General features: G+C 58.4%; 22 protein-coding genes and 1 tRNA gene. 12 read left to right on the forward strand and 11 right to left on the reverse strand.

The features are described from left to right. Nucleotides 1-424: 424 nt before the first annotated feature. The gene (locus tag AAID99_RS10220; protein ID WP_188425620.1) at nucleotides 425-1,768 is read right to left on the reverse strand and encodes an MFS transporter; all 1,344 of its coding nucleotides are present in this window, start codon (nucleotides 1,766-1,768) and stop codon (nucleotides 425-427) included. A gap of 530 nt (nucleotides 1,769-2,298) precedes the next feature. On the opposite strand from AAID99_RS10220, the gene tkt reads away from it, so the two are divergent. Beyond that, on the forward strand, nucleotides 2,299-4,320 hold the full coding sequence (gene tkt / locus AAID99_RS10225; protein ID WP_498493780.1) for a transketolase: 2,022 nt from the start codon (nucleotides 2,299-2,301) through the stop codon (nucleotides 4,318-4,320). Between the two features lie 69 nt (nucleotides 4,321-4,389). Continuing rightward, entirely contained in the window at nucleotides 4,390-5,157 is a 768-nt protein-coding gene (locus tag AAID99_RS10230; protein WP_498493781.1) for an SDR family oxidoreductase, read from the forward strand. 61 nt (nucleotides 5,158-5,218) lie between these two features. On the opposite strand, the gene AAID99_RS10235 is transcribed toward AAID99_RS10230, so the two are convergent. Further along, on the reverse strand, nucleotides 5,219-5,698 hold the full coding sequence (locus tag AAID99_RS10235; protein WP_188425617.1) for an Lrp/AsnC family transcriptional regulator: 480 nt from the start codon (nucleotides 5,696-5,698) through the stop codon (nucleotides 5,219-5,221). 171 nt (nucleotides 5,699-5,869) lie between these two features. On the opposite strand from AAID99_RS10235, the gene AAID99_RS10240 reads away from it, so the two are divergent. Further along, nucleotides 5,870-7,561: a thiamine pyrophosphate-binding protein gene (locus tag AAID99_RS10240; RefSeq protein ID WP_498493782.1), complete on the forward strand. Its 1,692-nt coding sequence runs from the start codon at nucleotides 5,870-5,872 to the stop codon at nucleotides 7,559-7,561. 56 nt (nucleotides 7,562-7,617) lie between these two features. Here AAID99_RS10240 and AAID99_RS10245 read toward each other — a convergent pair whose 3' ends face one another. Beyond that, nucleotides 7,618-8,076 carry a GNAT family N-acetyltransferase gene (locus AAID99_RS10245; RefSeq protein WP_498493783.1) on the reverse strand — a complete coding sequence of 153 codons (459 nt, stop codon included), beginning with the start codon at nucleotides 8,074-8,076 and terminating at the stop codon, nucleotides 7,618-7,620. Nucleotides 8,077-8,403: 327 nt separating this feature from the next. Further along, complete coding sequence (locus tag AAID99_RS10250) at nucleotides 8,404-9,024, reverse strand: class I SAM-dependent methyltransferase (RefSeq protein ID WP_188425614.1); 621 nt, start codon at nucleotides 9,022-9,024, stop codon at nucleotides 8,404-8,406. Between the two features lie 322 nt (nucleotides 9,025-9,346). Here AAID99_RS10250 and AAID99_RS10255 point away from each other — a divergent pair, with 322 nt between their 5' ends. Next, nucleotides 9,347-10,519 (forward strand): phosphatidylinositol-specific phospholipase C1-like protein, encoded by a 1,173-nt coding sequence (locus AAID99_RS10255; RefSeq protein ID WP_498493784.1) that lies wholly within the window; start codon nucleotides 9,347-9,349, stop codon nucleotides 10,517-10,519. 522 nt (nucleotides 10,520-11,041) lie between these two features. Next, a tRNA-Asp gene (locus AAID99_RS10260) sits at nucleotides 11,042-11,118 on the forward strand. A 125-nt stretch (nucleotides 11,119-11,243) separates the two neighbouring features. Here AAID99_RS10260 and AAID99_RS10265 read toward each other — a convergent pair. Together AAID99_RS10265 and AAID99_RS10270 are read right to left on the reverse strand one after the other, a co-directional pair. Further along, on the reverse strand, nucleotides 11,244-12,008 hold the full coding sequence (locus AAID99_RS10265; RefSeq protein ID WP_188425612.1) for an ABC transporter ATP-binding protein: 765 nt from the start codon (nucleotides 12,006-12,008) through the stop codon (nucleotides 11,244-11,246). Nucleotides 12,009-12,010: 2 nt separating this feature from the next. Next, a complete protein-coding gene (locus tag AAID99_RS10270) occupies nucleotides 12,011-12,862 on the reverse strand; it encodes an ABC transporter permease (protein ID WP_188425611.1) in 852 nt (283 codons plus the stop codon). 181 nt (nucleotides 12,863-13,043) lie between these two features. Between AAID99_RS10270 and AAID99_RS10275 the strand changes: the two genes are divergently transcribed. Then, nucleotides 13,044-13,169, forward strand: a complete 126-nt coding sequence (locus tag AAID99_RS10275) for a hypothetical protein (RefSeq protein WP_264784172.1) — start codon at nucleotides 13,044-13,046, stop codon at nucleotides 13,167-13,169. Nucleotides 13,170-13,206: 37 nt separating this feature from the next. Here AAID99_RS10275 and AAID99_RS10280 read toward each other — a convergent pair whose 3' ends face one another. Next, complete coding sequence (locus AAID99_RS10280; protein WP_498493787.1) at nucleotides 13,207-14,208, reverse strand: MBL fold metallo-hydrolase; 1,002 nt, start codon at nucleotides 14,206-14,208, stop codon at nucleotides 13,207-13,209. Nucleotides 14,209-14,423: 215 nt separating this feature from the next. Between AAID99_RS10280 and AAID99_RS10285 the strand changes: the two genes are divergently transcribed. From AAID99_RS10285 to AAID99_RS10300, 4 genes are all read left to right on the forward strand, one after another. Next, the gene (locus AAID99_RS10285; RefSeq protein ID WP_188425610.1) at nucleotides 14,424-15,434 is read left to right on the forward strand and encodes an aspartyl protease family protein; all 1,011 of its coding nucleotides are present in this window, start codon (nucleotides 14,424-14,426) and stop codon (nucleotides 15,432-15,434) included. Between the two features lie 65 nt (nucleotides 15,435-15,499). Next, nucleotides 15,500-16,141: a 7-carboxy-7-deazaguanine synthase gene (gene queE / locus AAID99_RS10290; RefSeq protein ID WP_188425847.1), complete on the forward strand. Its 642-nt coding sequence runs from the start codon at nucleotides 15,500-15,502 to the stop codon at nucleotides 16,139-16,141. Next, on the forward strand, nucleotides 16,141-16,842 hold the full coding sequence (gene queC, locus AAID99_RS10295; RefSeq protein WP_188425609.1) for a 7-cyano-7-deazaguanine synthase QueC: 702 nt from the start codon (nucleotides 16,141-16,143) through the stop codon (nucleotides 16,840-16,842). The genes queE and queC overlap by 1 nt, the downstream gene beginning before the upstream one ends. Further along, nucleotides 16,829-17,377 (forward strand): 6-pyruvoyl trahydropterin synthase family protein, encoded by a 549-nt coding sequence (locus AAID99_RS10300; RefSeq protein WP_498493789.1) that lies wholly within the window; start codon nucleotides 16,829-16,831, stop codon nucleotides 17,375-17,377. Before queC ends, AAID99_RS10300 begins: the two co-directional genes overlap by 14 nt. A 45-nt stretch (nucleotides 17,378-17,422) precedes the next feature. Here the strand turns inward: AAID99_RS10300 and AAID99_RS10305 are convergent, their stop codons facing one another. Continuing rightward, entirely contained in the window at nucleotides 17,423-17,581 is a 159-nt protein-coding gene (locus tag AAID99_RS10305; RefSeq protein ID WP_188425607.1) for a hypothetical protein, read from the reverse strand. Nucleotides 17,582-17,816: 235 nt separating this feature from the next. On the opposite strand from AAID99_RS10305, the gene AAID99_RS10310 reads away from it, so the two are divergent. Beyond that, on the forward strand, nucleotides 17,817-18,437 hold the full coding sequence (locus AAID99_RS10310) for a 3'-5' exonuclease (RefSeq protein ID WP_188425606.1): 621 nt from the start codon (nucleotides 17,817-17,819) through the stop codon (nucleotides 18,435-18,437). A gap of 43 nt (nucleotides 18,438-18,480) precedes the next feature. On the opposite strand, the gene AAID99_RS10315 is transcribed toward AAID99_RS10310, so the two are convergent. Together AAID99_RS10315 and AAID99_RS10320 are read right to left on the reverse strand one after the other, a co-directional pair. After that, entirely contained in the window at nucleotides 18,481-20,736 is a 2,256-nt protein-coding gene (locus tag AAID99_RS10315) for a Hint domain-containing protein (RefSeq protein ID WP_498493791.1), read from the reverse strand. 322 nt (nucleotides 20,737-21,058) lie between these two features. Further along, the gene (locus AAID99_RS10320; protein ID WP_188425604.1) at nucleotides 21,059-21,724 is read right to left on the reverse strand and encodes a hypothetical protein; all 666 of its coding nucleotides are present in this window, start codon (nucleotides 21,722-21,724) and stop codon (nucleotides 21,059-21,061) included. A 6-nt stretch (nucleotides 21,725-21,730) separates the two neighbouring features. Here AAID99_RS10320 and AAID99_RS10325 point away from each other — a divergent pair, with 6 nt between their 5' ends. Next, nucleotides 21,731-22,507 (forward strand): SDR family NAD(P)-dependent oxidoreductase, encoded by a 777-nt coding sequence (locus AAID99_RS10325; protein ID WP_498493792.1) that lies wholly within the window; start codon nucleotides 21,731-21,733, stop codon nucleotides 22,505-22,507. A 22-nt stretch (nucleotides 22,508-22,529) separates the two neighbouring features. On the opposite strand, the gene AAID99_RS10330 is transcribed toward AAID99_RS10325, so the two are convergent. After that, entirely contained in the window at nucleotides 22,530-24,005 is a 1,476-nt protein-coding gene (locus AAID99_RS10330) for an outer membrane beta-barrel protein (protein ID WP_229719588.1), read from the reverse strand. Nucleotides 24,006-24,053 lie beyond the last annotated feature (48 nt).

The following is a 24,053-nucleotide window of genomic DNA, read 5'->3' on the forward strand; positions in this document are numbered from 1 at the left end:
CATGCTGCAGATCCCTGCAGCTTCATTCGTCTCTCGATTGAGGGGCGTCATCGGGCGTTCCGTCAAAATGGGTTATTTTGCGACAAAGATCGTCACAACATTCCTATTTCGTAACGGGAGTTCGTTAACGCCCGCAAGGCGAGTTACAACTTTATTACAAAGTTTAGCTACGATCATGCAACAATGTCACACTGGATCTCCCTCGTTATTCTGAGTAAATACCGTTATTCATCAATATGTTATGATATTATCACCAATCTCTATATTTATCCGAGGCACAACCGACACACCGTTACGGCATGGAAATCACTATCCTAATCGTTAATTACGCGCGGTCAGGGATGTATCGTCAGAAACTGCCCGAATCAAAAAAGGCGGGACCATGGGCCCCGCCTTTTTCCGTCTCACAGATGCTTCCGGGAGATTAGTGAGCCAGCCCCTTGGCTGAAGCTCGGGTAGCGTGGAGATGGGCTTCCACCTCCGGGTCGAGCTTCAGGAAGTAGGTCAGGATCGCGCTGATGCAGTAGATGATGGAGTAGACAACCATCACACCGAACACGCCGAAGGCAGGCTCGAAGATGTAGACGATGGCCGGGCCGATCCAGACGCTGGCACCAGCACCGAGATTGAGCAGCGACATGGCGGCAGCTTTGTTCTCGGGAGCCAGGTAGGGCATCAGGGCAGAGAGCGGCACATAGCCAGCCAGGGTCATGCCATAGAAGGCGCCGGCGATCATGACGATGAAAAGATGGTCAGGGCCGAGCAGGGTCGGTGCGAAATACAGGGCCATGGTGCTCAGCGTGGAGCCAACGCCACCCATGATCAGAACCGTATATCTCCAGCTCAGCTTGTCACTGATGATGCCCAGGAACAGGTTGAAGAAGATGTTGCTGATGAAGATAGCCTGAAGAACTGCCAGCCACTGGCCCATGGTGAAGCCGAGCGTATGGGTGAAATAGAGCGGCATGAACACCAGGAAGCCGAACTCGGCAGACGTGTTGATGGCGCGCACGATGCAGCCAATACCCACTTTCGGACGCTGCCAGCCAATGGCGAGCGACATGAACAGGGTTTTGATAGCCCCCTTGTTCCCTGTCTCGACACGCGGCACGCGCTGCATGCCCAGAAGAGCCAGACCTCCGCCGAAGATAACGAAGCTCAGCGCGACCCACAGAGTGGAATACCCGCCAATGATCGGCAGAAGGACACCCGCAATGGTCGTGCCAAGCGTCGGCAGACCCGCCGTGAAGCAGAACCAGAACCAGCCCACAGCCGAGCCGAGTTTCTGCACGGGGGCCGTGCTGACAACCCAGACGAGGAAGCCGAAAGCGAAGAGTGGATAACCGAAACCGCGCAGGCCGTAGAACAGCGTGATCAGCGCCCAGGATTTGGACGGCAGGGCAAAGCCGAGAAAACCGATCTGGAAGAGGATCCAGATTGCCAGACCGACCAGCATGACCTTGCGGCTGCCCCACATGTCTGAAAGCGCGCCCGAGGCCCATGCGGAAATGGCAGCGGTCAGACCGTAGATGGTGAAGAGACCGGCGACGTCATGCTCCTGAAAGCCGAGCGAGACGAGGTAGGGCGAAAGATAGCCGCTTTCCACGCCATCGCCGATCATGAAGAGCAGCGTGCCGATGAAACCCCAGATCATGACCGGCGGAATACCTGCCCATGATACGAAGCGTTCGAAAGCCGTTTTTGGTTCGATGTCTTGCAGAGTGCCGGTTGCGGACCGTGCCCCCCCGACGAATGTCCCGCCTGCCATCGTGTGTCTCCTGAGTCTTACAAAAGGCCTCTAGCTGCTGGGCAGCGTGCCTGGCCCGTCCTCCTTTGCGCGGGTTGGCGGGGTCCGGCAAATCACAAAAAAGAGTTATAGATACCAGATCATATGTTCGTATGAGACGTTCACTCTGACAGCTTTGATATGATAAACGTTTTTTAATGGGTTCATTCAAGAACGATACATGAACTCAAAGGAGATATATCGCGCATTATGACGTATTTTTGAATGAAACCTTTTTATTATTATATAAATACGCGTCTTCCACCCTCTCCCATACAAATACAAATCAAGGACATTCATCACATTTTTATGATTTATATATACCTGAAATAGGTCATATTTGAAATTTAGTTCGATCATAAATGAGAGCCCGCTCTCTTCCATCTCATATGAAACGAAGCAGGTTTTCTTTCTGTCAAACCATGATCATGAACAGAGTTTAATACATATCATTTCATTCAGAATTCTAACATTCACCGCCCGCCACCATGGGGCCAGACAAGAGTCTTTCCATGTCCACACGTACCCAGCGCGCCAACGCCATTCGCATTCTCGCCATCGATGCCATTTTCAAGGCACAGTCAGGCCATCCCGGCACACCAATGGGGATGGCCGACATATCGGAAGTGCTCTGGCGTGACGTCATGCGCTACAACCCCGCCAATCCGGCCTGGTGCAATCGCGATCGCTTCGTTTATTCCAACGGCCATGGCTCGATGCTACTTTATGCATTGCTGCATCTCTCCGGCTTCGACCTGAGCATCGACGATATCAGGCAGTTCCGTCAGCTTCACTCCAGGACACCGGGCCACCCTGAGTTCGGCTACGCACCGGGCATCGAGACCACCACCGGCCCGCTCGGCCAGGGAATCGCCAATGCCGTCGGCATGGCCCTTGCCGAAAAAACGCTGGCGGCACAGTTCAACCGCCCCGGACTGCCGATCGTCGATCACCATACCTATGCCTATGTCGGCGAGGGCTGCCTGATGGAAGGCATCTCGCACGAGGCCTGCGCCCTTGCAGGCACGCTCGGTCTGGGCAAGCTGATCACGATCTATGACCGCAACATGGTCACCAATGACGGGCCGATCGACGGCGTCTATACCGACGACACCCGCAAGCGCTTTGAGGCTTATGACTGGCAGGTCATCGGCGAGATCGACGGGCACGACCCCGAGGCCGTTTTGGATGCCTTGACAAAGGCTCGTGCCGAAGCGGCCCGCCCAAGCCTGATCATCTGCCGCACCACCATCGGTCAGGGCTGCTCCGAAGGCTATGCCGGCACCCACAAGGTGCATGGAGGCGTCCTTCCTGCCGATGAGATCGCGAAGATACGGACTCGTCTGGACTGGTCTCATCCGGCATTTGAAATCCCTGAAGCAATCTATCGCGACTGGGATCATCGACCGGCCGGCCGCGAGGCGGAATCGTCCTGGAACGCCCTCTTCGCCCGCTATGAGGCGGCGCATCCGGAGCTTGCAGCCGAATTCACGCGTCGTCAGAACAAGGGCTTTCCGGCAAACTGGCAAAGCCTGTCTCGCGACTTTGTCCGCAGTCTTCAGGACGCCCCGAAGGACATTCCCTCACGCAAGGCCTCGCAGAATGCCATCGAGGCCTTTGCGCCGCATCTGCCGGAAATGTTCGGTGGCTGTGCCGATATTACCCCGAGCTGCCTGACACGCTGGTCGGGCTCTTCTTCGGTCTGCTTCGATCCTGCAGGCAATTACGTCGATTATGGCGTGCGCGAGTTCGGCATGGTCGCCATGGCCAATGGTATTGCGCTGCATGGCGGGCTCATTCCCTATACCGCGACGTTCCTGATGTTCATGGAATATGCACGCAACGCCGTGCGTATGGCCGCCCTGATGAAACAGCGTCAGATTCTGGTCTATACGCATGACTCCATCGGTCTGGGCGAAGACGGGCCGACACATCAGCCGGTCGAACAGCTGGCCAGCCTGCGTCAGACGCCGAACATGGTCACCTGGCGCCCCTGCGATCAGGTCGAGGCCGCCATCGCCTGGGTCAGCGCGCTTGAACGTCTGGATGGGCCAACAGCATTCTCGCTCTCTCGCCTGCCCCTGAAACAGCATAACCGCAGCGAGGCTCAGCTGCGCGATGCATGGCGCGGCGGTTATGTGCTGTCAGACAGCACCGGCACACCCGATCTGATCGTGATTGCCACGGGCTCTGAAATGACCCTGGCCCTCGACTCCGCCGAGGCCCTGCGCGCCAGGGGCGTGGCCGTCCGTGTGGTTTCGCTTCCCTCGCCCGAAACATTCGATGCGCAGGATGCCGCCTATCGTGAAAGCGTGCTTCCCGATGCCGTAAGGGCACGCCTGGCCATTGAAGCCGCCAGCACCCTCTACTGGGCTCGTTATGTCGGGCTTGATGGCGATGTGGTGGGCATGACCGGCTTTGGTGAATCCGGCCCTGCGCAGGATCTGTTCCGCCATTTCGGCTTCACTGTCGACAATGTCGTGACCCGCGCCGAGGCGGTTCTGACCCGCGTCAAAAGCCGCAAGACCCACTGATTTTTCTGCTTTCAGGGCGGCCCATGAGGGCCGCCCTTTTTCCTGACATCGGAACACTGGATTACCCTCATGGATCTTTTCGACCTCTCGGGCGACATCGCTTTCGTAACCGGCGCTGGCAGCGGAATTGGCCAGCAGATTGCCATCGGCCTTGCAGAAGCAGGCGCCTCGGTGGCCTGTTTCGACCTGCCGGGTTCACGCAAGGGACTCGATGAAACCGCTGACCGCATTCGCGGGCTCAAGCGCTCTGTTCTGGTCTGCACGGGCGACGCCACGGATGAGGTGAGCCTCGCCGATGCCATTACCGCCACCCAGACCGAGCTGGGTCTGCTTTCTGTCGCGGTCAATGCCGCAGGTATCGCCAATGCGGCTCCGGCAGAGGAAATGGGCCGCGATCAGTGGCAGCGTGTGCTCGATATCAACACCACTGGCGTGTTTCTCTCGTCTCAGGCCGAGGGTCGCGCCATGCTCGCCAATGGCCGCGGGTCGATCGTCAACATCGCCTCGATGTCGGGCGTGATCGTCAATCGTGGGCTCATGCAGGCGCATTACAACGCCTCGAAAGCTGCCGTGATCCATCTCAGCAAAAGCCTGGCCATGGAATGGGCAACCCGTGGCGTTCGCGTGAACACCATCAGCCCCGGCTATACCGCCACCCCCATGAACACCCGTCCCGAATGGGCCGAACGCGTGAAAGTGTTCGAAAACGACACTCCCATGAACCGCATCGCCCTGCCGCGCGAAATGGTCGGACCAGCTATTTTCCTCTCTTCCCGCGCTGCGTCTTTCTGCACGGGCGTCGATCTGCTGGTCGATGGCGGCTTCTGCTGCTGGTAATTCCCGTCAGAGGGATACCCTGACATCTGCAAAGGGGCATCGGCCCCTCTGATCCCGATTTTCAGGAGGTCAGGCGCTCTATCGGCAATTCGAGCGTGTGCTTGATTTCCGAAAGCGCCACCATCGAATTGACTTCCTGAATACCGGGCACGCTTGCCAGTCTTTTCAGGAAGAACTGCTCATAGGATTCGATATCGCGCGTCACGATGCGCAGAATGAAATCCGTCGACCCCAGAAGCACATAACAATCCTGCACCTCGGGAAAATCGCGTATCGCTTCCTCGAAAGCGGCGAGATTACCGCGCGCATGCGCCGTCAGCTTGACCAGCGCATAGAGCTGGGCGTTCAGCCCGATCTTGCGTCGATCAACCAGATAGACCTGCTTTTGCAGAATGCCCGCATCCTTCAGACGCTGGATGCGCCGCCAGCAGGGCGCCTGGGAAAGGCCAACCAGATCGGCCAGCTCGGCTGTCGAACGCGATGCATCCTGTTGCAGCAGGACCAGCAGGTGCCGGTCGATGGCATCGAGTTCCTCAAGCAATTTTTATGCTCCAGATTGCCGTAAATTCGAATTGTTTTTTCTTTTCAATAGCTGAAACGCATTGAAAAACGCAATTTTTATCAGAAACTGGCGTGATATCGTCTCGTCAGACGATCGCTGCCTTTTAGGCTTGCGATCCTGTTTTTCGCATCTTTCTTCAGGATCGAGACCATGACAGCAAGCCTTGCCAGAACCAGCACGCTCAATGCCCGAAGCGGCGCCGATATCCTGCTCGAAATTCTTGCCACGGAGAAAGTGGAGTATATTTTCGGCAATCCCGGCACGACCGAGCTGCCCTTGATGGACAGCCTGCTGCGCAAGCCCGATATCCGCTATATTCTGGCCCTGCAGGAAGCCAGTGCCGTCGCCATGGCCGATGGTTACGCGCAATCATCAGGACGCCCCGGCTTTCTCAACCTGCATACGGCAGGCGGTCTGGGCCATGGTATGGGCAATTTGCTCAACGCCCATGTATCCCAAACGCCGCTCGTCGTAACCGCCGGGCAGCAGGATCTGCGTCACGCCGTCACCGATCCGCTGCTTTTCGGCGATCTGCTCAAGATTGCAGAGCCTGCCGTGAAATGGGGGAAGGAGGTCGCCTCTGTCGACCAGCTGCCGACCCTCGTCCGACGCGCCTTTCACGACGCCGACGCAGCGCCATCCGGCCCGGTCTTTCTTTCGCTGCCCATGGATATCATGGAAGAGATGAGCACCATCGGGAGCGGCGCCCCCTCACGCATCAATCGCGATTCCATTGCCGGGGGTCTGACAGAACTGGCCCAGGCACTCTCAGCCATCGCACCGGGGCGTCTGGCCCTGATCGCGGGGGATGAGATTCACGCCAGCAAGGCTGCCTCGGAGGCTGTTGCCGTGGCGGAAATGCTCGGGGCGCCTGTCTATGGCTCATCCTGGCCGTCTCGCGTGCCTTTCCCCACCGCACATCCTCTCTGGCGGGGCAATCTGCCGACCACGGCGCGCGGCATTGCCGAGATCCTGTCGGATTACGATGCCATTTTTGCCATTGGTGGCAAATCGCTCATCACCATTCTCTATACCGAAGGCTCTGCCGTGCCTGAGGGATGCGCAGTGTACCAGCTTTCGTCGGATGTGACCGATCTGGGCCGTACCTATCCGACCCTTCTCTCGAGCTGTGGCGCTCTCAAGCCGTCTCTTTCGGCCTTGCTGCCTCTTCTCTCGACAGCGAGCGCCGAAAATGCACTTCACTATGCGGCACTCGGCAGCGCCGCCCGAGACAGAAGGCAGGAAGAGCGTCGTGCCCTGCATGCACGCGCCGATGCAGGCTTCGATGCTGAGCGCATTCCGCCCATCCTCGCTGCCCGCGAGGCGGTGCGTGCCATCGGGCCACATACACCCATCGTCGACGAAGCCATCGCGACATCGACTTTCGTGCGCAGTTTTCTCGAGAGTGATGACCCGGCGCAATATTCCTTTCTGCGTGGGGGCGCGCTTGGCTGGGGCATGCCAGCCGCCATTGGCTGCTCGCTCGGCCTCAAACGCGAGCCCGTCGTATGCCTGGTAGGCGATGGCGCCGCCCTCTATTCACCGCAGGCGCTCTGGACCGCCGCCCATGAAAAACTGCCTGTCACTTTCGTGGTGATGAATAACTGCGAATATAACGTGCTCAAGAATTTCATGCGCGGTCAGGCAAACTATACGGCAGCCCAGACCGGTCGCTTCATCGCCATGGATCTCGTCAATCCGACCATCGATTATCAGGCGCTTGCCACCTCGATGGGGGTTCCGGCGCGTCGCCTGACACGCGCACAGGATATCGCTCCGGCCATTGAGGCCAGCATTGCGAGTGGGGCCACCAATCTGATCGAGATTATGATCAGCCGATAACGTGTCCTTCACGGCACAACCCGAAAACCGGCCAGGGCGCGTGCTCTAGCTGGTTTTCACAGATCAAGATGAAAAAACTGGTTATACGCACTCGCTTGATAGCTACTGAAAGCTGGCCCGCTGACAAAACCGCTCTTGCGATAAAGCGCGATTGCTGAGGCGAATGCCGGGGCGGTGCCGGTCTCCAGACTCAGGCGTTTCAGGCCGCGCTCTCGCGCCGTGGCGATGATGACCGCCAGAATTTTCGCCCCGGCCCCGCGTCGCAGAAAATCGGGATGGGTACGCATCGATTTGACCTCAGCCAGTCCTTCCCCAAGCATTTTCAACGCCCCGATCGCTGCCACACGCCCTTCAATCCGTGCTGACCAGAGCGTGACTTCAGGCACCTGCAAACCTGAAAGATCAAGGGCAAACCGGCTGGCTGAAGGCGTATCCTCCGCCATGCCCGCCAGATGAAGGGCCAACAGGGCCCGGGTTTCTGCCCCTGTGAGATCATCGACCCGGATTTCGATCATGTGACGCTTCGCCTCCTGCTGCTATCAAGGGTTACACCGGGGGACAGACCTTCTCATCACGCCCCCTGAACGTCCAGCGCCGGATGCCACGCTCATGGAACGAAAGGAATGATCAATGACCTCCCCAATGAGTATTCTTCATGAAGTCGAAGACGACAATTCGCTATCTACCGCCCCTGTCTCTCTGGGCCGTTGATGCTGACACGGATAAGGGAAGGCAGCGCGCGGCCGTGATCGACTGGATGCGGGACACATTTCTCACGTAAAACTGCCCTCCAGAACAACTCGTGATTTTGTCCCCTCCCATGCCTGATGAGCGGTGATCGTTCAGACACCGCCAGTTTTCTGAAAAACCACGCTCTGAAAATTCTGGCGTGCGCCGCCGGGCGTGTGATGGGTGTGTCGCTGCTCTGCCAGCAATGTGAACCCCTCCCCCAAAAGCGAAGCGATAGAGACAGCATCATGCCTCACAACCGGCAGGCCCGAGCAACGGGTTGGGCCGTCTGGGGCGAAAGTCGCGATAACCGCGATACCGCCTGTGCTCAGAGCCTTCCGCAGAACGCGTGCATAGCGTGCCTGAGCCTCGGGGGCGGCCAGAAAATGCAGCGCGGCACGATCATGCCAGACATCGTAAACTCGCCCCGGCTCCCACTCTGTTACATCGGCGACAACCGGCTGAAAACGTGCTCCGGCAGTTTTCAGCCTTGCTGCAACACACTTGAGCGCGACAGCAGACAGATCAAGGCTCGTCACCTCATCAAAACCAGCGTCGAGAAGGGCATCCGGCAAAAATGAGACGCCGCCGCCAATATCGACTACCGCTCGGCGTGCGGACGCATGGTCCAGTATCAGTTTGAGAGACAGGTCGGGATGCGCCTCATACCAGCTCAGCTCTGTCGCTGCCTTGCCCGAATAGACTTCATCCCAACAAACGCGGCCATCGCCCATGCTGTCTCCTCCTTGAGGGACACGCAGTATAGGGCAGCGCCCACGTTGAACCGTCACACATTTCTGCGTGGTGCGACGCCGGGCCCGGCTGAAAACCCAAGAAACGTCCAGTATTATTGATCGAGAAAGAAGCCCGATCACGATAGAGGGTTGGTTTCTGCTCTCGAAACCTGATCGTCGACCATGAATTCTCTGTGGCATTTTTTTATAGGCCCGATGAAGATTTCATGACGCGCCCTTTGGCGCCTTCCGGCCCTTTCAAAGCCATGTCCTTATCGCGGCTCCCTGGCCCGATTTCAGGGCCCGCTTTCAGGATCTGTCGATGCGCCTACGCTCTGCCTTGCCCCTGACTCTCCTTACGGCCGTGATGGGCGTTGCTCATGCCGGGCCGATGGATGAGACGGTCCATCTCAACCAGATACAGGTGATCGGCACCCATAACAGCTACCGGCGCGACATCTCGCCCACCACGCTGAAATGGCTGACGAAGCTCTCGCCTCAGGCAGCGATTGCGCTCGATTATCATCATGACACAATCACGTCGCAGCTCGATCACGGTGTGCGCCAGCTTGAAATCGACATCTATGCTGACAGCAAGGGTGGCCGCTATGCCCATCCAAAGGGCCCTGAATGGGAGCGCAAGGCGGGGCTGACGCCCGATCGCGACCCGACTCCGCCGCAGGCAATGCAGGGCACAGATTTCAAGGTCATGCATATCGTCGATATCGACCAGCGATCGAACTGCCAGCCGCTCCGCGTCTGTCTGTCCGAAATCAAGGCCTGGTCGGACGCGCATCCGAACCATGTGCCTGTCTTCATCGACCTTGAAACCAAGCAGGATATTCCCTTTGGAGGCGGCAAGCTCGATTTCACGCCACCGGAAGTGTTTACCCCTGCCACCTATGACAGGCTCGATGCCGAATTGATCTCGGTTTTCGGACAGGGTGGAATCGTTACTCCCGACCAGGTGCGCGGCTCGGCAGAGACGCTCGACAGCGCCGTGCATGAACATGGCTGGCCCAGCCTGTCACAGACGCGTGGCAAGGTCGTTTTCCTGTTCGACCGGCCTCATGACACAGCGCGCTATACCCAAGGCCACCCGGCCCTGCGCAACCGTATCGTCTTTACCAACGCCAAACCCGGCGACCCTGACTGTGCTTTTACCGAAATCAATGAGGGCTTCATCGGGGCCAAGGGCAATGGCAGCGAGGCTGTCGACAACGCCGCGGCTGCGCGTATCATCCCTAATCTGGTGAAACAGGGCTATCTCGTGCGTACCCGCGCCGATGCCAATACAATCGAAGCGCGGCAGAACGATCTCGAACGTCGCAATGTCGCTTTCTCTTCCGGCGCGCATCTCATCAGCACCGATTATCCCGGTTTCGAACCGGCGCCGTGGCATGATTACGCGGTCAGCTTCGGTCCGAATCTGGTCGCACGCTGCAACCCGGTTAATGCTCCGGCTTCATGCCGGAGCAACGCGCTCGAACCCTGAAAGAGGCAGCGTCCCTCACGGCTGCCGGGGATTATGCCCCTGCTCCCATGATCGACTCGGTGCAACCTGGAAGCCTTCGGTCCCGACCGAAGGCCTTCCCTCGATAACCTACCCGGCACTTCTGCAAGACCGAACACTGCCCTGTGAGCAGAGAAATTGCCGCACCCGACGGAGAGGCGCGTTCGATTCCGGCTCTCTCAGTGATCAGGAGCGCTCATACGACCTGCCAGGCCGCCTTCGAGAGAGCCAGAATCACCCTTCTCCCTCTCGCCACCAGCGTGCCGCCCCACAGAGCCCGTTGAACGCGCCTATATCCAAGCCAGACGGGCATCGAGAACCCGCTCCGTGCTGACTTCCCGCCTGGCTGCCCTCCCCGATCCAACGGCGAGGCGAACAAGAAAAATGAAAAAAAATCGCTACCCCCTGTTGCCAAAAGAAATCGAGACTGGTAGTTCCCCCTTCACCGAAGACGAGGACGTTACGGCCTCCTCCGAAGCGGTTGCTGAAGCTGAGAAGCTTCATGCGGGTGTAGCTCAGTTGGTTAGAGCGCCGGCCTGTCACGCCGGAGGTCGCGGGTTCGAGCCCCGTCACTCGCGCCATTTTCTCCGAGAATTTGATCAGAAAATTTAGTGTGCTTGCTTAATCAAGCGCCGGTTTTCCGTGTGCGTGCTTTCTGCCGGAGCAGAAAGCGGAAGCAGACGTCTTATGGAGAACGGTGCGGCCCTCAAGCCGCCAGATAAGTGTCCAGAACCGCATCTGTTGGGCCGTCCATGCGAATCTGACCGTTCTCGAGCCAGATCAGGCGTGTGCACCAGCGTCTGATGATCTCAGGCTGATGAGACGACATGACCAGCGTATCGGAATCCTGCACGAGGCTCTCGATGCGCTTTTTCGCCTTTTCCAGAAAGGTGATGTCGCCGGCCATGAGCCATTCATCCATCAGCAGCACATCAGGCGTAATGGCCGTCGCCAGACCGAAGGCAAGGCGCACCAGCATGCCGCTACTATAGGTCTTGACCGGCAGAGCCAGAAAATCACCCAGCTCTGCAAACTCGGCAACATTCTGCGCGATCGACCCGGCCTGGGCCTGACCGAACCCATGGAACAGGCAGCGCAGGCGGATATTCTCCAGACCTGTCAGTTCCATATTCATTCCAAGCTGCGTGTCGAGCAATGTGCCGATAGACCCACGCACACGCACGCGCCCTGAAACCGGCTCATAAATACCGGCCAGAGCGCGCAGAAGCGTCGTCTTGCCGGCACCATTCCCCCCGATGAGACCCAGACGCTCACCCTTGTCCAGCGTGAAGCTGATATCCTTCAGCACGTCGATCGTCACGCGATGACGCGCATCTTCCACCAGGGCGCTACCGGCCCGCTGCCCGCTGCGATTGCTGACGGCACTGGCCATGGAGCGCTTCAGGGTGCTGTTTTCAGAATGATAGACCGGAAAGTGCAGGCACAGACGGTCAACGAGAACTCTGGTCATGGTCAAACCCAATAAGCGATGCGCGCGCGGAAACGGGCGAAGAAGACAGCCGCAAGGACAATCAGAACGGCGCTATGGGCAAGAGCCGCCTCCCAGATGACGAGCGGAAGAGTCTCCCCCAGAAGCGGTGCCCGAATGATGGCCAGGAGGGGATAGAACGGATCGATCAACAACCAGCCTCCAAGGGTGCCAACAAGTTCAGGCTTCCAGATCACCGGCGTGACAAAGAAGAATACCTGAAGCAGCGAGCCCACGATTGGCGGGATATCGCGAAAACGCGCGCCGAAAAGCCCGAGGCACAGCGTGATGGCAAGACTATCGATAATCCAGAGCCCGAGCGCAGGCAGAATCAGCCAGATTTTCAGGGGCACGATATCGAAAATGAGAAAGACGACCAGAACGACGACGGCATTATGTGCCAGAACCAGCAGGTTACGGATAATGGCCTGAATCGCGAAGACGCTGAACGGTCTGCGGGCAGACTGGATCAGGCGCGTTTCCTGTGAAAAGACGGTCGTGCTCTCTGTAATGAGAGTCGAGATATATCCCCAGAGAACGAGAGAAAGCGCCAGAAAAGGCAGATAGGTTTTCAGCACGATGCCGAACAACTCGGCGTAGAGAAACCCCAGCGCGATCACCATGACAGCCGTCGTGATTGTCAACCAGAATGGCCCGAGAACTGACCCGCGATAGCGCATCTTGATATCGAGCCACCCCAGGGTCATGGCCAGAGGCAGGAGACGAAGGCCCTCACGCAGATCGACGAATGCCGCCTTGAATCGCCCCCATCCTGACAGGGGAAACAGATCGAGTATCGTTTCCCTGTCGCCTGCCCTTGGCTGCGTCGTGTTCATGCTTCTCGCTCTTTGCTTGACCAGAGCAGAAGCTCTAGCCTTTCAGACGCGTCGCTCCAAGGGTCCGCGCTCTCAGCCACCTCTCGACGAAGCGAAAACCATCGCCCGCCATGCGCAAGATGGATCGCTTGGCGCGTCTGGTCTATGATCGCGCAGCAGCGATCGAGGCCTTTCAGCAGAAATGACCAATGCCGATTATTTCATGATCTGTTTTGTTTTCGCCGGCTACGCGATCGGCCCGCTTATGGCCGGGCTTCTGATTCACCGGATCAACAAGTCGGACCTGTTCAATTCTTCCGACGACTAGAGAAACCGCCACACACAGGCATGGCGGCGTCATTCCTTCAAAACGAGACGGCAAGCCCCTGTCGGGCGATCAGAAAACGAAACCCCTCGACATTACCTGCCTGAAGCTGGGCTGCGATAAGATCCTCTGCCGACACCCCACTGGTGAGGAGAGGCTTGATATGGGCAACAAGCACCGGGAAGCCCTTCATCGACACACCAGCCTCAGCCTTCAATGCAGCAAGCTCGCGCAGCAGCCAGGCGGGGGTCAGATGGCCGTATAGTTGTGAGTCGGGCCTGCTGTTGTCATAGGAACACTCGATGATCAGGCCACGAAGCTGGTGAGCACGGATCAAAGGGGCAACGGCTTTCCAGAGTGCGGCAAGCCTGTCTCCTTTCTCCAGAGCATCCGGCCCGGTGTCGCCGAGATAGAGCAGCGCATCAGACCCGGAGCGCAGAAGGAATGCCGTCGATTCAACAGCACCATGGCTCAATGGATAGGCGGTGACGCTCAGTTCCGTGCCTGAGAGCGGTACGGTCCGCTCGGGAAGCAGATCATGATAATGATACAGCCCCAGGGCAGGCTCTGCCCCGCGATCGGCCAGATTGGGCCAGACGCGATGATTGAAAAGGTCATCCTGCATTACCGACAGGACCGAAGGCAGGGCATAGATGGGCTTGCCCCGATCATCGGGAGACACAGCCAGCAGCCCCGCCACATGATCCAGATGCGCGTGGCTGAGCAGATAGCCCTGAATGACATGATGGATCAGCAAGCCGGTACGCGAGGTTTTCGGGTCATCCGGAAGGGCAAGATGATCAAAATCATGGGCCGCATTTGCTTTTTCGATGCCATTCATGACCGTACCGGCATCCAGAAGAACGCCGACATCTGCCCCCTGCTCGCGCACGAGATAAGCACTCAGATTACCATCCTCGAGCCCGCCATGTGCGCCGAGTACCGTTACGTCAAAGCCCCTGGCCCGTGCCAACTCACCGGGGAAAAGCATGGCCGCCATAAACCCGCCGATAAGAGCAATCTGTCTGAACCTGGCACGCATGCAACTCACTCCTCGCCTTCCTGTCTTTGAGGCCGTTAACGAGCAGGTATCGGCATCATCCGGTTGAGACAAGGTGAACGCGCAAACCCGATACGCGGCATGGTGCGACCAGGAATCAGGAAACGACCTACTTGCGAGAAAGCCAAGGCTGTTACAGTGTCGTTGCAATTACAAATAATACCACTGAAGTCCAAAGAAAGAATCGTGGAAACACCATGAAAAGCGTCAGATCAGGACCGATTGCGCGATCGATTTCATGCCCGCTTTTCCTGCTTGCCATGTGTTTGCTGGCCGGCTGCGATACGCCTGCAAAAGACGGCTCCTGCGTCATTGGTACGATTGGGCGCCTGCCGCTTGATTCGTACCAGAATACGCCAGTGGTGCGGGCTACGATCAACAGGCATCCCGTCCTGTTCACTGTCGATTCAGGGGCCTTCAACAGCGTGCTGAGTGAAAAATACGCAGACATGCTCGATCTGACCTATTCCACCGGCATGGTGAGAACGACCGGGGTCAAAGGCACGGAACTCCAGCGTATCGTGCAGGTGGACGATATCGGGCTTGGTGGCGCCACGAACACAAACCACGCCTTTGCCATGACCACACAATCCTTCGGTGCCACCAAACCCCCTCTGCCGCCGTTGGTGGGGCTTCTGGGCGCCGAGATCCTGCTGGCAACCGACCTCGTCATCGATATGCCGCATCATCAGATGCAACTGCTCGACATGAAGCGCTGCCCCTATCCGGCGCCATTGTGGAAGGGGATGATGCATACCGTCCCGATCGAGCGCGATCTCGATCAGATGCAACTCCATCTGCAGTTCACACTCGATGGGGGTAAGCCGATACGTGCCATTTTCGATACGGGCGCCTCACGCACCGTTCTGCCACTTCGCCTGGCACATGAACTGGGTGTCACTGATGAGATGCTGAAAAAAGACCGAGCCTCGATCGATTTCGAGGCCGTGGGCAGCGACAGGGTCACCGCCTATCATCACCATTTCAAAACGATGACGCTTGGGGATTTCACGATCCATAATCCTGAAGTGATCATCATGGATAATGATACGCTCGATGACGCTCTGTTCGGCGCCGATTTCCTGCGTCATCACCGCGTCTGGATCACGACGCAGCACACGATGTACGTGCAGCATATATCCGAGATACCGCCTGACGAAGATCAGCCGCAGCCTTCCTCCGCAGCCCCAGAAACTGCCGCCAAATAAGGTCTGCTGCGAAAAAGACCCATTTTTCACTTGCATCGCGCGCCCGGCTCGCCGACATGCGAGGCATGCCATACGCCGTAAAGGAACTCTTCGCGACACTTCAGGGAGAAGGTGCCCATACAGGGCGCGCCTCCGTGTTCTGTCGTTTTGCCGGATGCAATCTCTGGTCTGGCCGTGAAGAAGACCGCCATAAAGCCGCCTGCCAGTTCTGCGATACCGATTTCATCGGCACCGATGGCGAGGGTGGCGGTCGTTTTGCCACAGCAGAAGACCTGGCTCAGGCTCTGGTCACCTGCTGGGATCAGGCATCGGCCGAGCCAGAACGCCGTTATGTCGTCTTCACGGGGGGAGAGCCCCTGCTGCAGATTGATGACGCTCTCGTCGCAGCGGTGCATGAAGCGGGGTTCGAGATCGCCATCGAAAGCAATGGCACGATCAGGGCGCCGGAAGGAATTGACTGGGTCTGCATCAGCCCCAAGCCAGCCAGCACCCTTGTGCAGCGCTCGGGACAGGAACTGAAGCTGGTCTTCCCGCAGGAGGCTCTCCCCCCCGAACTGTTTGAGACCTGGGATTTCACCCATTTCTGGCTGCAGCCCATGGATGGACCCGATCGCATCGAAAACACGCAGAAAGCCGTTGCCTACTGCCTGAAAAACCCGCGCTGGCGCCTGTCGCTGCAAACCCACAAGCTGATCGGGATTCCCTGATGCTCTCCAATGACACGGCGATCGTTCTCTTCTCGGGCGGGCAGGATTCCGCCACCTGTCTGGCATGGGCGCTTGATCGTTTTGCACATGTCGAGACCCTGGGTTTTGCCTATGGCCAGCGCCATGCCGTTGAACTGGAGTGCCGCGATAGGCTGCGTATTTCCATGATCGACGCCAGGCCGGAGTGGCGGGACCGGCTGGGCGAGGATCATACGCTCGACCTCTCTGTTCTTGGCCAGATTTCCGAGACCGCACTGACGCGTGAGGCGGCCATCGAGATGAACGAGAACGGCCTGCCCTCGACTTTTGTCCCGGGCCGCAACCTGCTTTTTCTGAGTTTTGCCGCAACACTGGCCGTCAGACGCAACGCCCGTCATATCGTCACCGGTGTGTGCGAGACCGACTATTCCGGCTATCCCGACTGTCGTGACGACACCATCAAGGCGCTGCAGGTGGCGCTCAATCTTGGCATGGAGACGCGCTTCGTGCTGCACACGCCACTCATGTGGCTGGACAAGGCGGAGACCTGGCGCCTTGCCGAAACGCTGGGTGGCAAGGACATGGTGTCGGCGATCAACCGCGACAGCCATAGCTGCTATCTGGGCGACCGCGCGCATCAGCACGACTGGGGCTTTGGCTGCGGCACCTGCCCCGCCTGCGAACTGCGCGCCAAGGGATGGTCAAGCTATGTCGGCGCTTGAACTCAGCTTTACCCGGCGCTTCAGCATGGGGCATCGCCTGATTGCAGGCAGTTCCGAGCGTTGTGCCATTCCGCACGGACATAACGAGTTCGTCACTGTCACGCTGCAGGCACGCACTCCATCGCGCCTGGATGGCGCGCGCAACATGGTCGTGCCTTTTGCCGAGGCAAAAGCGCGCTGGCACGATTTCATCGATACCCGCCTCGACCACGCTTTCCAGATCTCGTCGTCAGACCCGCTGCTTGGGTGGTTTCTTGCGAACGAACCCGCACGCGTCGACCGGATTGTCGTGACACCCGGCGACCCGACTACCGAATTGATGGCTGCCCTGCTCTACGCCAAGCTTAAGGCTTTCCTGCGTGCGGACGGCGATGTGCTCTGCTGCACCAGTCTCACGCTGGAGGAGACGCCAACCAACACGGTCAGGCTGACGGGCGCCCCTGATCCTTTTCTGCCGCTCATGGAAGGCGAAGCGACAGATTACTGGTGGCACCGTGCCGACCCGACGATTTCAGACGTCAGGGCAGCGCTCTGAGCCGGACGCGCAGCATCCGATCACGCGCAGCTCCAGACGCAGCGATCAATGTGTCTGTGACCATTCCTGACCAAGCAGCTGAACATGGACACGAAAAGCGCCATGGTCGTCTGTCTTGACGTCTCTTGAGCTCTGAGGAGCCGCCTTGACGTCAGCGTCGAGGGCGGGAACATCATTTCGGTGCGAAGTCGAATTCTTGCTCATGGCCTTCTCCTTTATTTCAGGACATCAAGGGAACATGGCGTCAATCTGGCATCGTTATGAAACAATGAGGCGCATGACGGCTTTTGCGTTCCACATTAACAAAACGTCACATGCCGTGAAAAGTTCAGACGGAAAAACCATCGATACGAACTGTTTCTTGTAACTGCGCTTTTTACCAAAGAAACGGGCAAATCAAGACTCATCTTGTGCCCTGCAACCGGAACCCGTCGACTCGATGCGCCTGCGTGTTATTGATCTCGAAACCTCGGGAAATCATCCCGCCTCTTCTGAAGTCATCGAGTTCGGCTCGGTCGATCTGGTTCTGATCAACGGCGCCTGGCAGATGGAGCCCCCGCGCACCCAGCTCTTTCGACCCTCCGCACCGCTCACACCAGAGACCCAGGCGGTTCATCACCTGATGGAGGAAGATTTTGCCGCCGATCTGCCCCATGCAACGCCCGATGCCCTTGGCGCGCTGGTTCAGCACAGCCCCTGCCCCGACATGCTGGCCGCCCATCATATTGCGTTCGAAAGGCATTTCCTGACCGACGCCATTACGGGCGGCCTGCGATGGCTGTGCACACTGCGCATCGGACAGAAGCTCTGGCCGGAGGCGCCGCGTCACACAAACCAGATTTTGCGCTACTGGCTGAAACTCGACCTTGATCGCAGCCTTGCCGCGCCCGCCCACAGAGCGGGGCCAGATGCCTATGTAACCGCGCATATCCTGCAACGACAGCTCGCTCTTGCGCCGCCGGATGAACTTTTCAGACTGACCCAGGCCAGACATGTGCGCCGTGGCGCGGCCCTGCGCTCAGGCAGGGATATGAGCCGACAGGAGCAGCTCTTCCCCTGAGGCATCGCGCTCGCGTCTCTCATGTCATATCAAGGCAACGTGTTCAGCAGGCGATACGCTCATAAGCGGCAGTTGCACGGATTTTTATACCGAGAACCCCCGGCGACCCGACCCGACGTCTTCCGAGCGGCAGGCGCGCATCTCCTGTGGTCCACCGCATCGGAACAGCTTCGATATTATTCCACCCCTCCAGCGACGCATCGCTGAGATGGGTGTCAAGCTGCGTGGCCCCCTGACTGTCCCAGAGATGGATATCACCAATCAGCACCCCGAGAGACCGCCGATCGTCAATGAAAGGCCCTTCCGCATCGAAGGGCCGCGCTGCCCGTGACCGGATACGCACCTCTTCCCATTCGGCAGGCACGTGGAAAATGACCATATCTTCCGTGCTGCGCGACGGGCGAACGACATGCCCCTCATTCGAGACAATATGCAGGTCAGGGTCCTGAAGTATGGAGGAGGCAATACCCTCACCCTCTGCGCCGGGGGTCTCCGCCTGCAATGCCTCAAGATGCGCCTTGCCCCGCGCCATCAGGGCACGATGCAGAGGCTCGACGAATGCTCGCTCAACCCGCAACGGCGCAACGCGACCCTGAGGCAGAGAGGCAGGCTGCACATGACGCGAGGCCGCATCGGGCTCCAGCCCATGCAGTTCTCCATCATCCAGAAGGGTCTCGGTGGCCATGTTGTTGGACCACACCACCGCATGCGCCTCTGTTCTGAAATGATAGATCGTAAAACGCGTGCGGCTGCGGTCGTAATCGATGCTTGCCCCGTTGACGAGCATACGCGCAGGCACAAGCCCGCCATTCATGAATACGCAGTGCTCGGGCGTGATGAAAAGATCGCGGTCAGGAGAATGAGGGCCGATAGCCCCTGCCCTGAAACACACAGGATAGCCCGCGTGATCGTCGCTCCTTGAGGGTTCGACGATGATTTCCGCCGAGCCGATCCATGTGATCCGACTGGTGGCCCCGGGCAAATCAGTGGCTGTCGAGACAAGATCGCCCACGGCGAGCATCTCGACCGGACACTCGCCAAACGGCGTGCGGATCATCGTGCCCACGAGAAAGCACTTGTCGTACATGACGATCGTGCTGCCATCGCCATCGGATTCGAGGTGGAAATCGTTTTTCCTGTAGGAACCGCTCAGCGGAGTCGACCAGGTCGATCCGTCTGCGTAGGTAACCTTGAGTATGCCGTTCTCGAACGAGACCGAGCCGCCCGGTTTGTAGGCGAGGCCCTCGATATCGATGGCGCCGCGCCAGCCGACACTGACATTACTCATCACGGCACCGGGCGTGACCACCAGCTTGCCGCCCTTTTCAGAAGCGGATGGTGCCGCAGCTACCTGAAGATTGGCGACCGTCGCGCCCGAAGCGAGAATCATGGAACCCCCAGCCGCGACAACGGCGCTCTGGACAGTCGCACCGGCCCGCACATCCTGCGTGCCACCGGAAAGTATCGTTGCACCGCTGACGACGCCACCGGACTGGACAATGCCGGAGCCCCCCGAAGCAATTGTCGCCCCGCTAAGCGTACCGCCAGCGGAAACGATTGATACCCCTCGGGCGAGAACATTCTGGTTGATCGAGACGCCGCCAGCATTCACGACCGCCGTCCCACCACTGCCGACTGTCATCGTTGAAGCACGTCCACCCTGCCCCACGACAACGGTGCCACCCGCCGACACGACCGAGCTGGAGGCAGACCCGCCATTGATCAGCTGCACCCCGGCGCTGAAAATGCCTCTGAGCGCCAGCGCACCTGCGGAAACAATCTGGGTACCGCCGAAAAAGCTGCTGTCATCGGTTCCACCACTGGCCAGATTTTCAGTGGAGCCGACATCGAAAGTGCCACCTGAAATCACCCCGGAGCCAGAAAAGCTCTGCCCCTTGACCGTGAAGCCGCCGCCGGCCAGGGCATGACCGTCGCTCATGACATGCGGAGCGATCGCCAAGGCCGGCGTACCCTGATAGCCAGAGAGATTGCCCACTGCCAGACCGGCACGGGCGGTGATCGTCGCGCTTACGACCACACCCTGATTCAGGGCGGCAAAAGAACCACTTTCAAGTGCAGTCCCGCCAAAAGTGGTCCCATTGGCCGCTGCAGCCACGACGCCACCTGACAGAGCCGTGGCCCCGGAGATGGTTCCTCCCGACGCCAGATCCACCGATGGGCAGTCCGTGCCGCCATTCAATCCATAGACAACGTCACCCGATGTTACACGCCCTGCGGGAACATAACGGGTCGAGCCATTCGTAACTGTAACATTACGTCTTTGGAAGAAAATGGACAAGCCCACCTCAATACTTATGATTTTTAATTTCTATTTTGGATTACTTTTCCACATGGAACGGCTCGCCACCGCCCGTGAACACGGAACCGTGATATTGCATCGTATCGCAATGTGACAACCCCTGAAACACAAGGGGATACGGCGATTCAATTATTTATTTTTCGAAAAAAGTGGTTTTTATCGAAAGGGCCGATCTCACTGATAGGTGAGAACTGGACAATCATTTTTCATAAAAAATCTATCGGATGATGTCTAGAACACACCTATGACCGTCAAATAACGTCATTTTAATGAAACTATTTCTATAGTATTAAAATATCGATCAATAAGCGCCTTGTTTCGTGGCATAATGCGCCACTCTTGCAAGCAGGCGCCTCCGGATCAGACCACTCACGGGTCGTATGGCCATCCAATAGGCCGCCATTCGGCTGCGCATGGCAGAATCGGGACAGGAGATACGCGTTCGGGTCAGAAGCCGGATCTGATCATCGCTAATAAAGTCGGTTTCGAAGGTGAGGAGCAGACGACACGACGGGCCGTCTCCTGCCCAGAAGCTGGCCCCCTGGGCCGCTTGCTGGTCGAGACCATAATCCCAGCGCCAGAATGAGCCAGCCAGCCCATACGCGAGAGAAACATCCCCAATGCGCCCGAGAAAAACAAAGCTTTTCATGCTGAAGCGATGCGCAGCCTGCCCCAGGATCATCCGCCCCGGCAGATCACGCACCCCCAAACAAAACCGGATGAGTGGATCCTGCTCGACCGTAAACGCCTCGACCGCATCAAGGCACGCGCCCGCAGAGGCGTGAATAACCCTTGAATGACACTCCTGGAAATGAACCGGCTCGAAAAGAGGCATTTCAACCATTCGACTAACAGCTTTCATATTAATATCGGGCATGAGCCTTCTGCCATCCCGAATAATTGAGAGGAAACACGGAAGTGAAACAGGATAAATTCCTGGACTTACTTGTCTCATCATCAGGATCACTCGCTCATGCGTCTTTCAGACAAGACTGCTGTCATTACGGGCGCAGCACGCGGGATAGGGCTCGCAATTGCACGCCATTTTCGCGATGAGGGCTGCAACGTCATTCTGACCGATATCGATGCAGAGAATGGCCAGCGCGAGGCCGAGGCGCTTTCCTGCCGTTTTCTCTCACTGGACGTGCGCTCCGAAAAGGACTGGGAGGCCTTGGCCTCATTCTGTCCATCGCCTGATATTGTCGTCAATAATGCCGGAATTACCGGATTTGAGAACGGCGTTGTCGCCCATGATCCTGAACATGCGACCCTGACAGACTGGCACGCGGTGCATCGAACCAATCTGGACGGCACGTTTCTTGGCTGTCGTTACGCGTTGCGCGGTATGGGGCCGCGCGGCACCGGGTCGATCATCAATATCTCCTCGCGCTCAGGACTTGTCGGCATACCGGGTGCGGCTGCCTATGCATCATCAAAGGCTGCCATTCGCAATCACACGAAAAGCGTTGCGCTCTATGCCGCCCAGAAAGGCTGGGCAATACGCTGCAATTCCATTCACCCGGCGGCCATTCTCACGCCGATGTGGGAAGCCATGCTCGGCGACGGGCCTGATCGTGAAGCACGCATGAAGGCCCTCGTCGCCGACACACCTCTCAAACGCTTCGGCACAGTCGATGAGGTCGCCGCAATCTGCGTCATGCTGGCCTCTGACGAGGTTACCTATATCACCGGCTCCGAATTCTCGATCGATGGCGGCTTGCTGGCAGGCTCCGCTGCGGTGCCCGGTTAGGCCCCGCTCCTGCGGCAGGCAATCAGAACGTCCAGACCACATCGCAGGAGAACCAGAACATGGTCGAATCTCCATTGCGTACGATCGGATCGCTCGCTGGTGCTTCGCGATTGAAGGGTCTTGTCCCGTTCAGGCTGTGATCAACCCGTATCTCGGGCCGAAGAACGAAGCGGCCTAGCGGCATGTGTCGGTTGATGAAAGCGGGCTCGTAATGCAGCCCGAGCGTCAGATCGCCATAGGTCGTGGGCGGCGCCGCATAGAACGGATAAGGCTCGTTACGCAGCTGTTTGCCGAAGGACGTCGTACCGGGATAGGCGGCAATCATCACCCCCGTATTGTCACGAAACACCTCGCCGCGCAGATTGAGCTGCAATGACGGCGTGAGCGTCCAGGCGAGATAGGCGGTGCTGCCATAGAGATCGTCATCAGGGATCTCGTCATGAAGCCAGGTGCTCGCAAAGGTGACGCTGAGCGTCTTGCTGGCATGATAGGTCAGCAGCAGATCGGCATTGTACTGCATGCGATGCGCTGCCTGATCACCGATTCCGGCACTGACCCAGCCCTCAGGCGAGATACGGGGGTCTCCATCATGGCCCTGCGGCCCGGCGCGCCCGATCAGATGCCCGTCAAGACGGCCTTTCATCAGATGGGTAAAGGACACACCCAGATAGCCCTTGGGCCTGTTGTTGTTGCCGCTCTGTCCGAAGGTGGTGGAATTACCCGCATCAATGCCGAGAATACCATCGACATGAGGGCTGAGATGCGCGGTGGCGATAATGCCGACCGTCTGGAACGGCACGATGAAATCGGAGCTGTAATTATAGCTGTAAAAGGGACGGGACAGCGCCGCCGGGCCTTCCGACCCCATGAGCCCGTAGGATTGACCGATCTGGAAATCGATCCCCTTGCCGAATATCCAGGGTGTATGCAGGTCGATATGCGCCTGAGTCGGCGCCCATTGATACATGCCACTCAGAGCGCGGTCGCCCATACCCACCGTCACATCGAAGCGGGAGTCAGAGCCGTACATCGCCTCTGCCACAAAGCCGATGCCATAACCTCCACCTATCTCGGCCATGTCATGCGAGACGGAGCCCAGGATCTGGTTGAGCGTGGCGGTATTCGCGCGATCAAGAAAGAACTGACCAAAATTGCGCCCCGATCGCGTCCAGGGATTGGCTGCAATGCCACCCTCGATGGTCATATGCGTCTTGATACCGCTCCAGAAGCTCTGGGATACAGGCTGACGCACAGGCGCGACAGGGCGCGAGGGACGGGCGCGCGCTGCCTTGCGCCGCGCCACACTGTCTGGACGCGCCTCACCGGCGAGCGGGACGGACTTTCCGTGAGGGATCTGCGCCGGGGTCGTCTGGCTTTGCGCTGTAAGGGTTGTCACGGCATGGGCCTCATCGGCCATAGACGCAGCCAGCCCGCACAGAACCATGACTGTCAGATGCGCGAACAGCGCGGCTGACAGGCCTGAGCCTCTCCTCTCCATCGTCGTCCCTCCTGAAATCATTCCTTGCGGGGGGGCGCGCCCCGTAAC

The organism is Asaia sp. Ae19-3 (genome assembly GCF_059801175.1).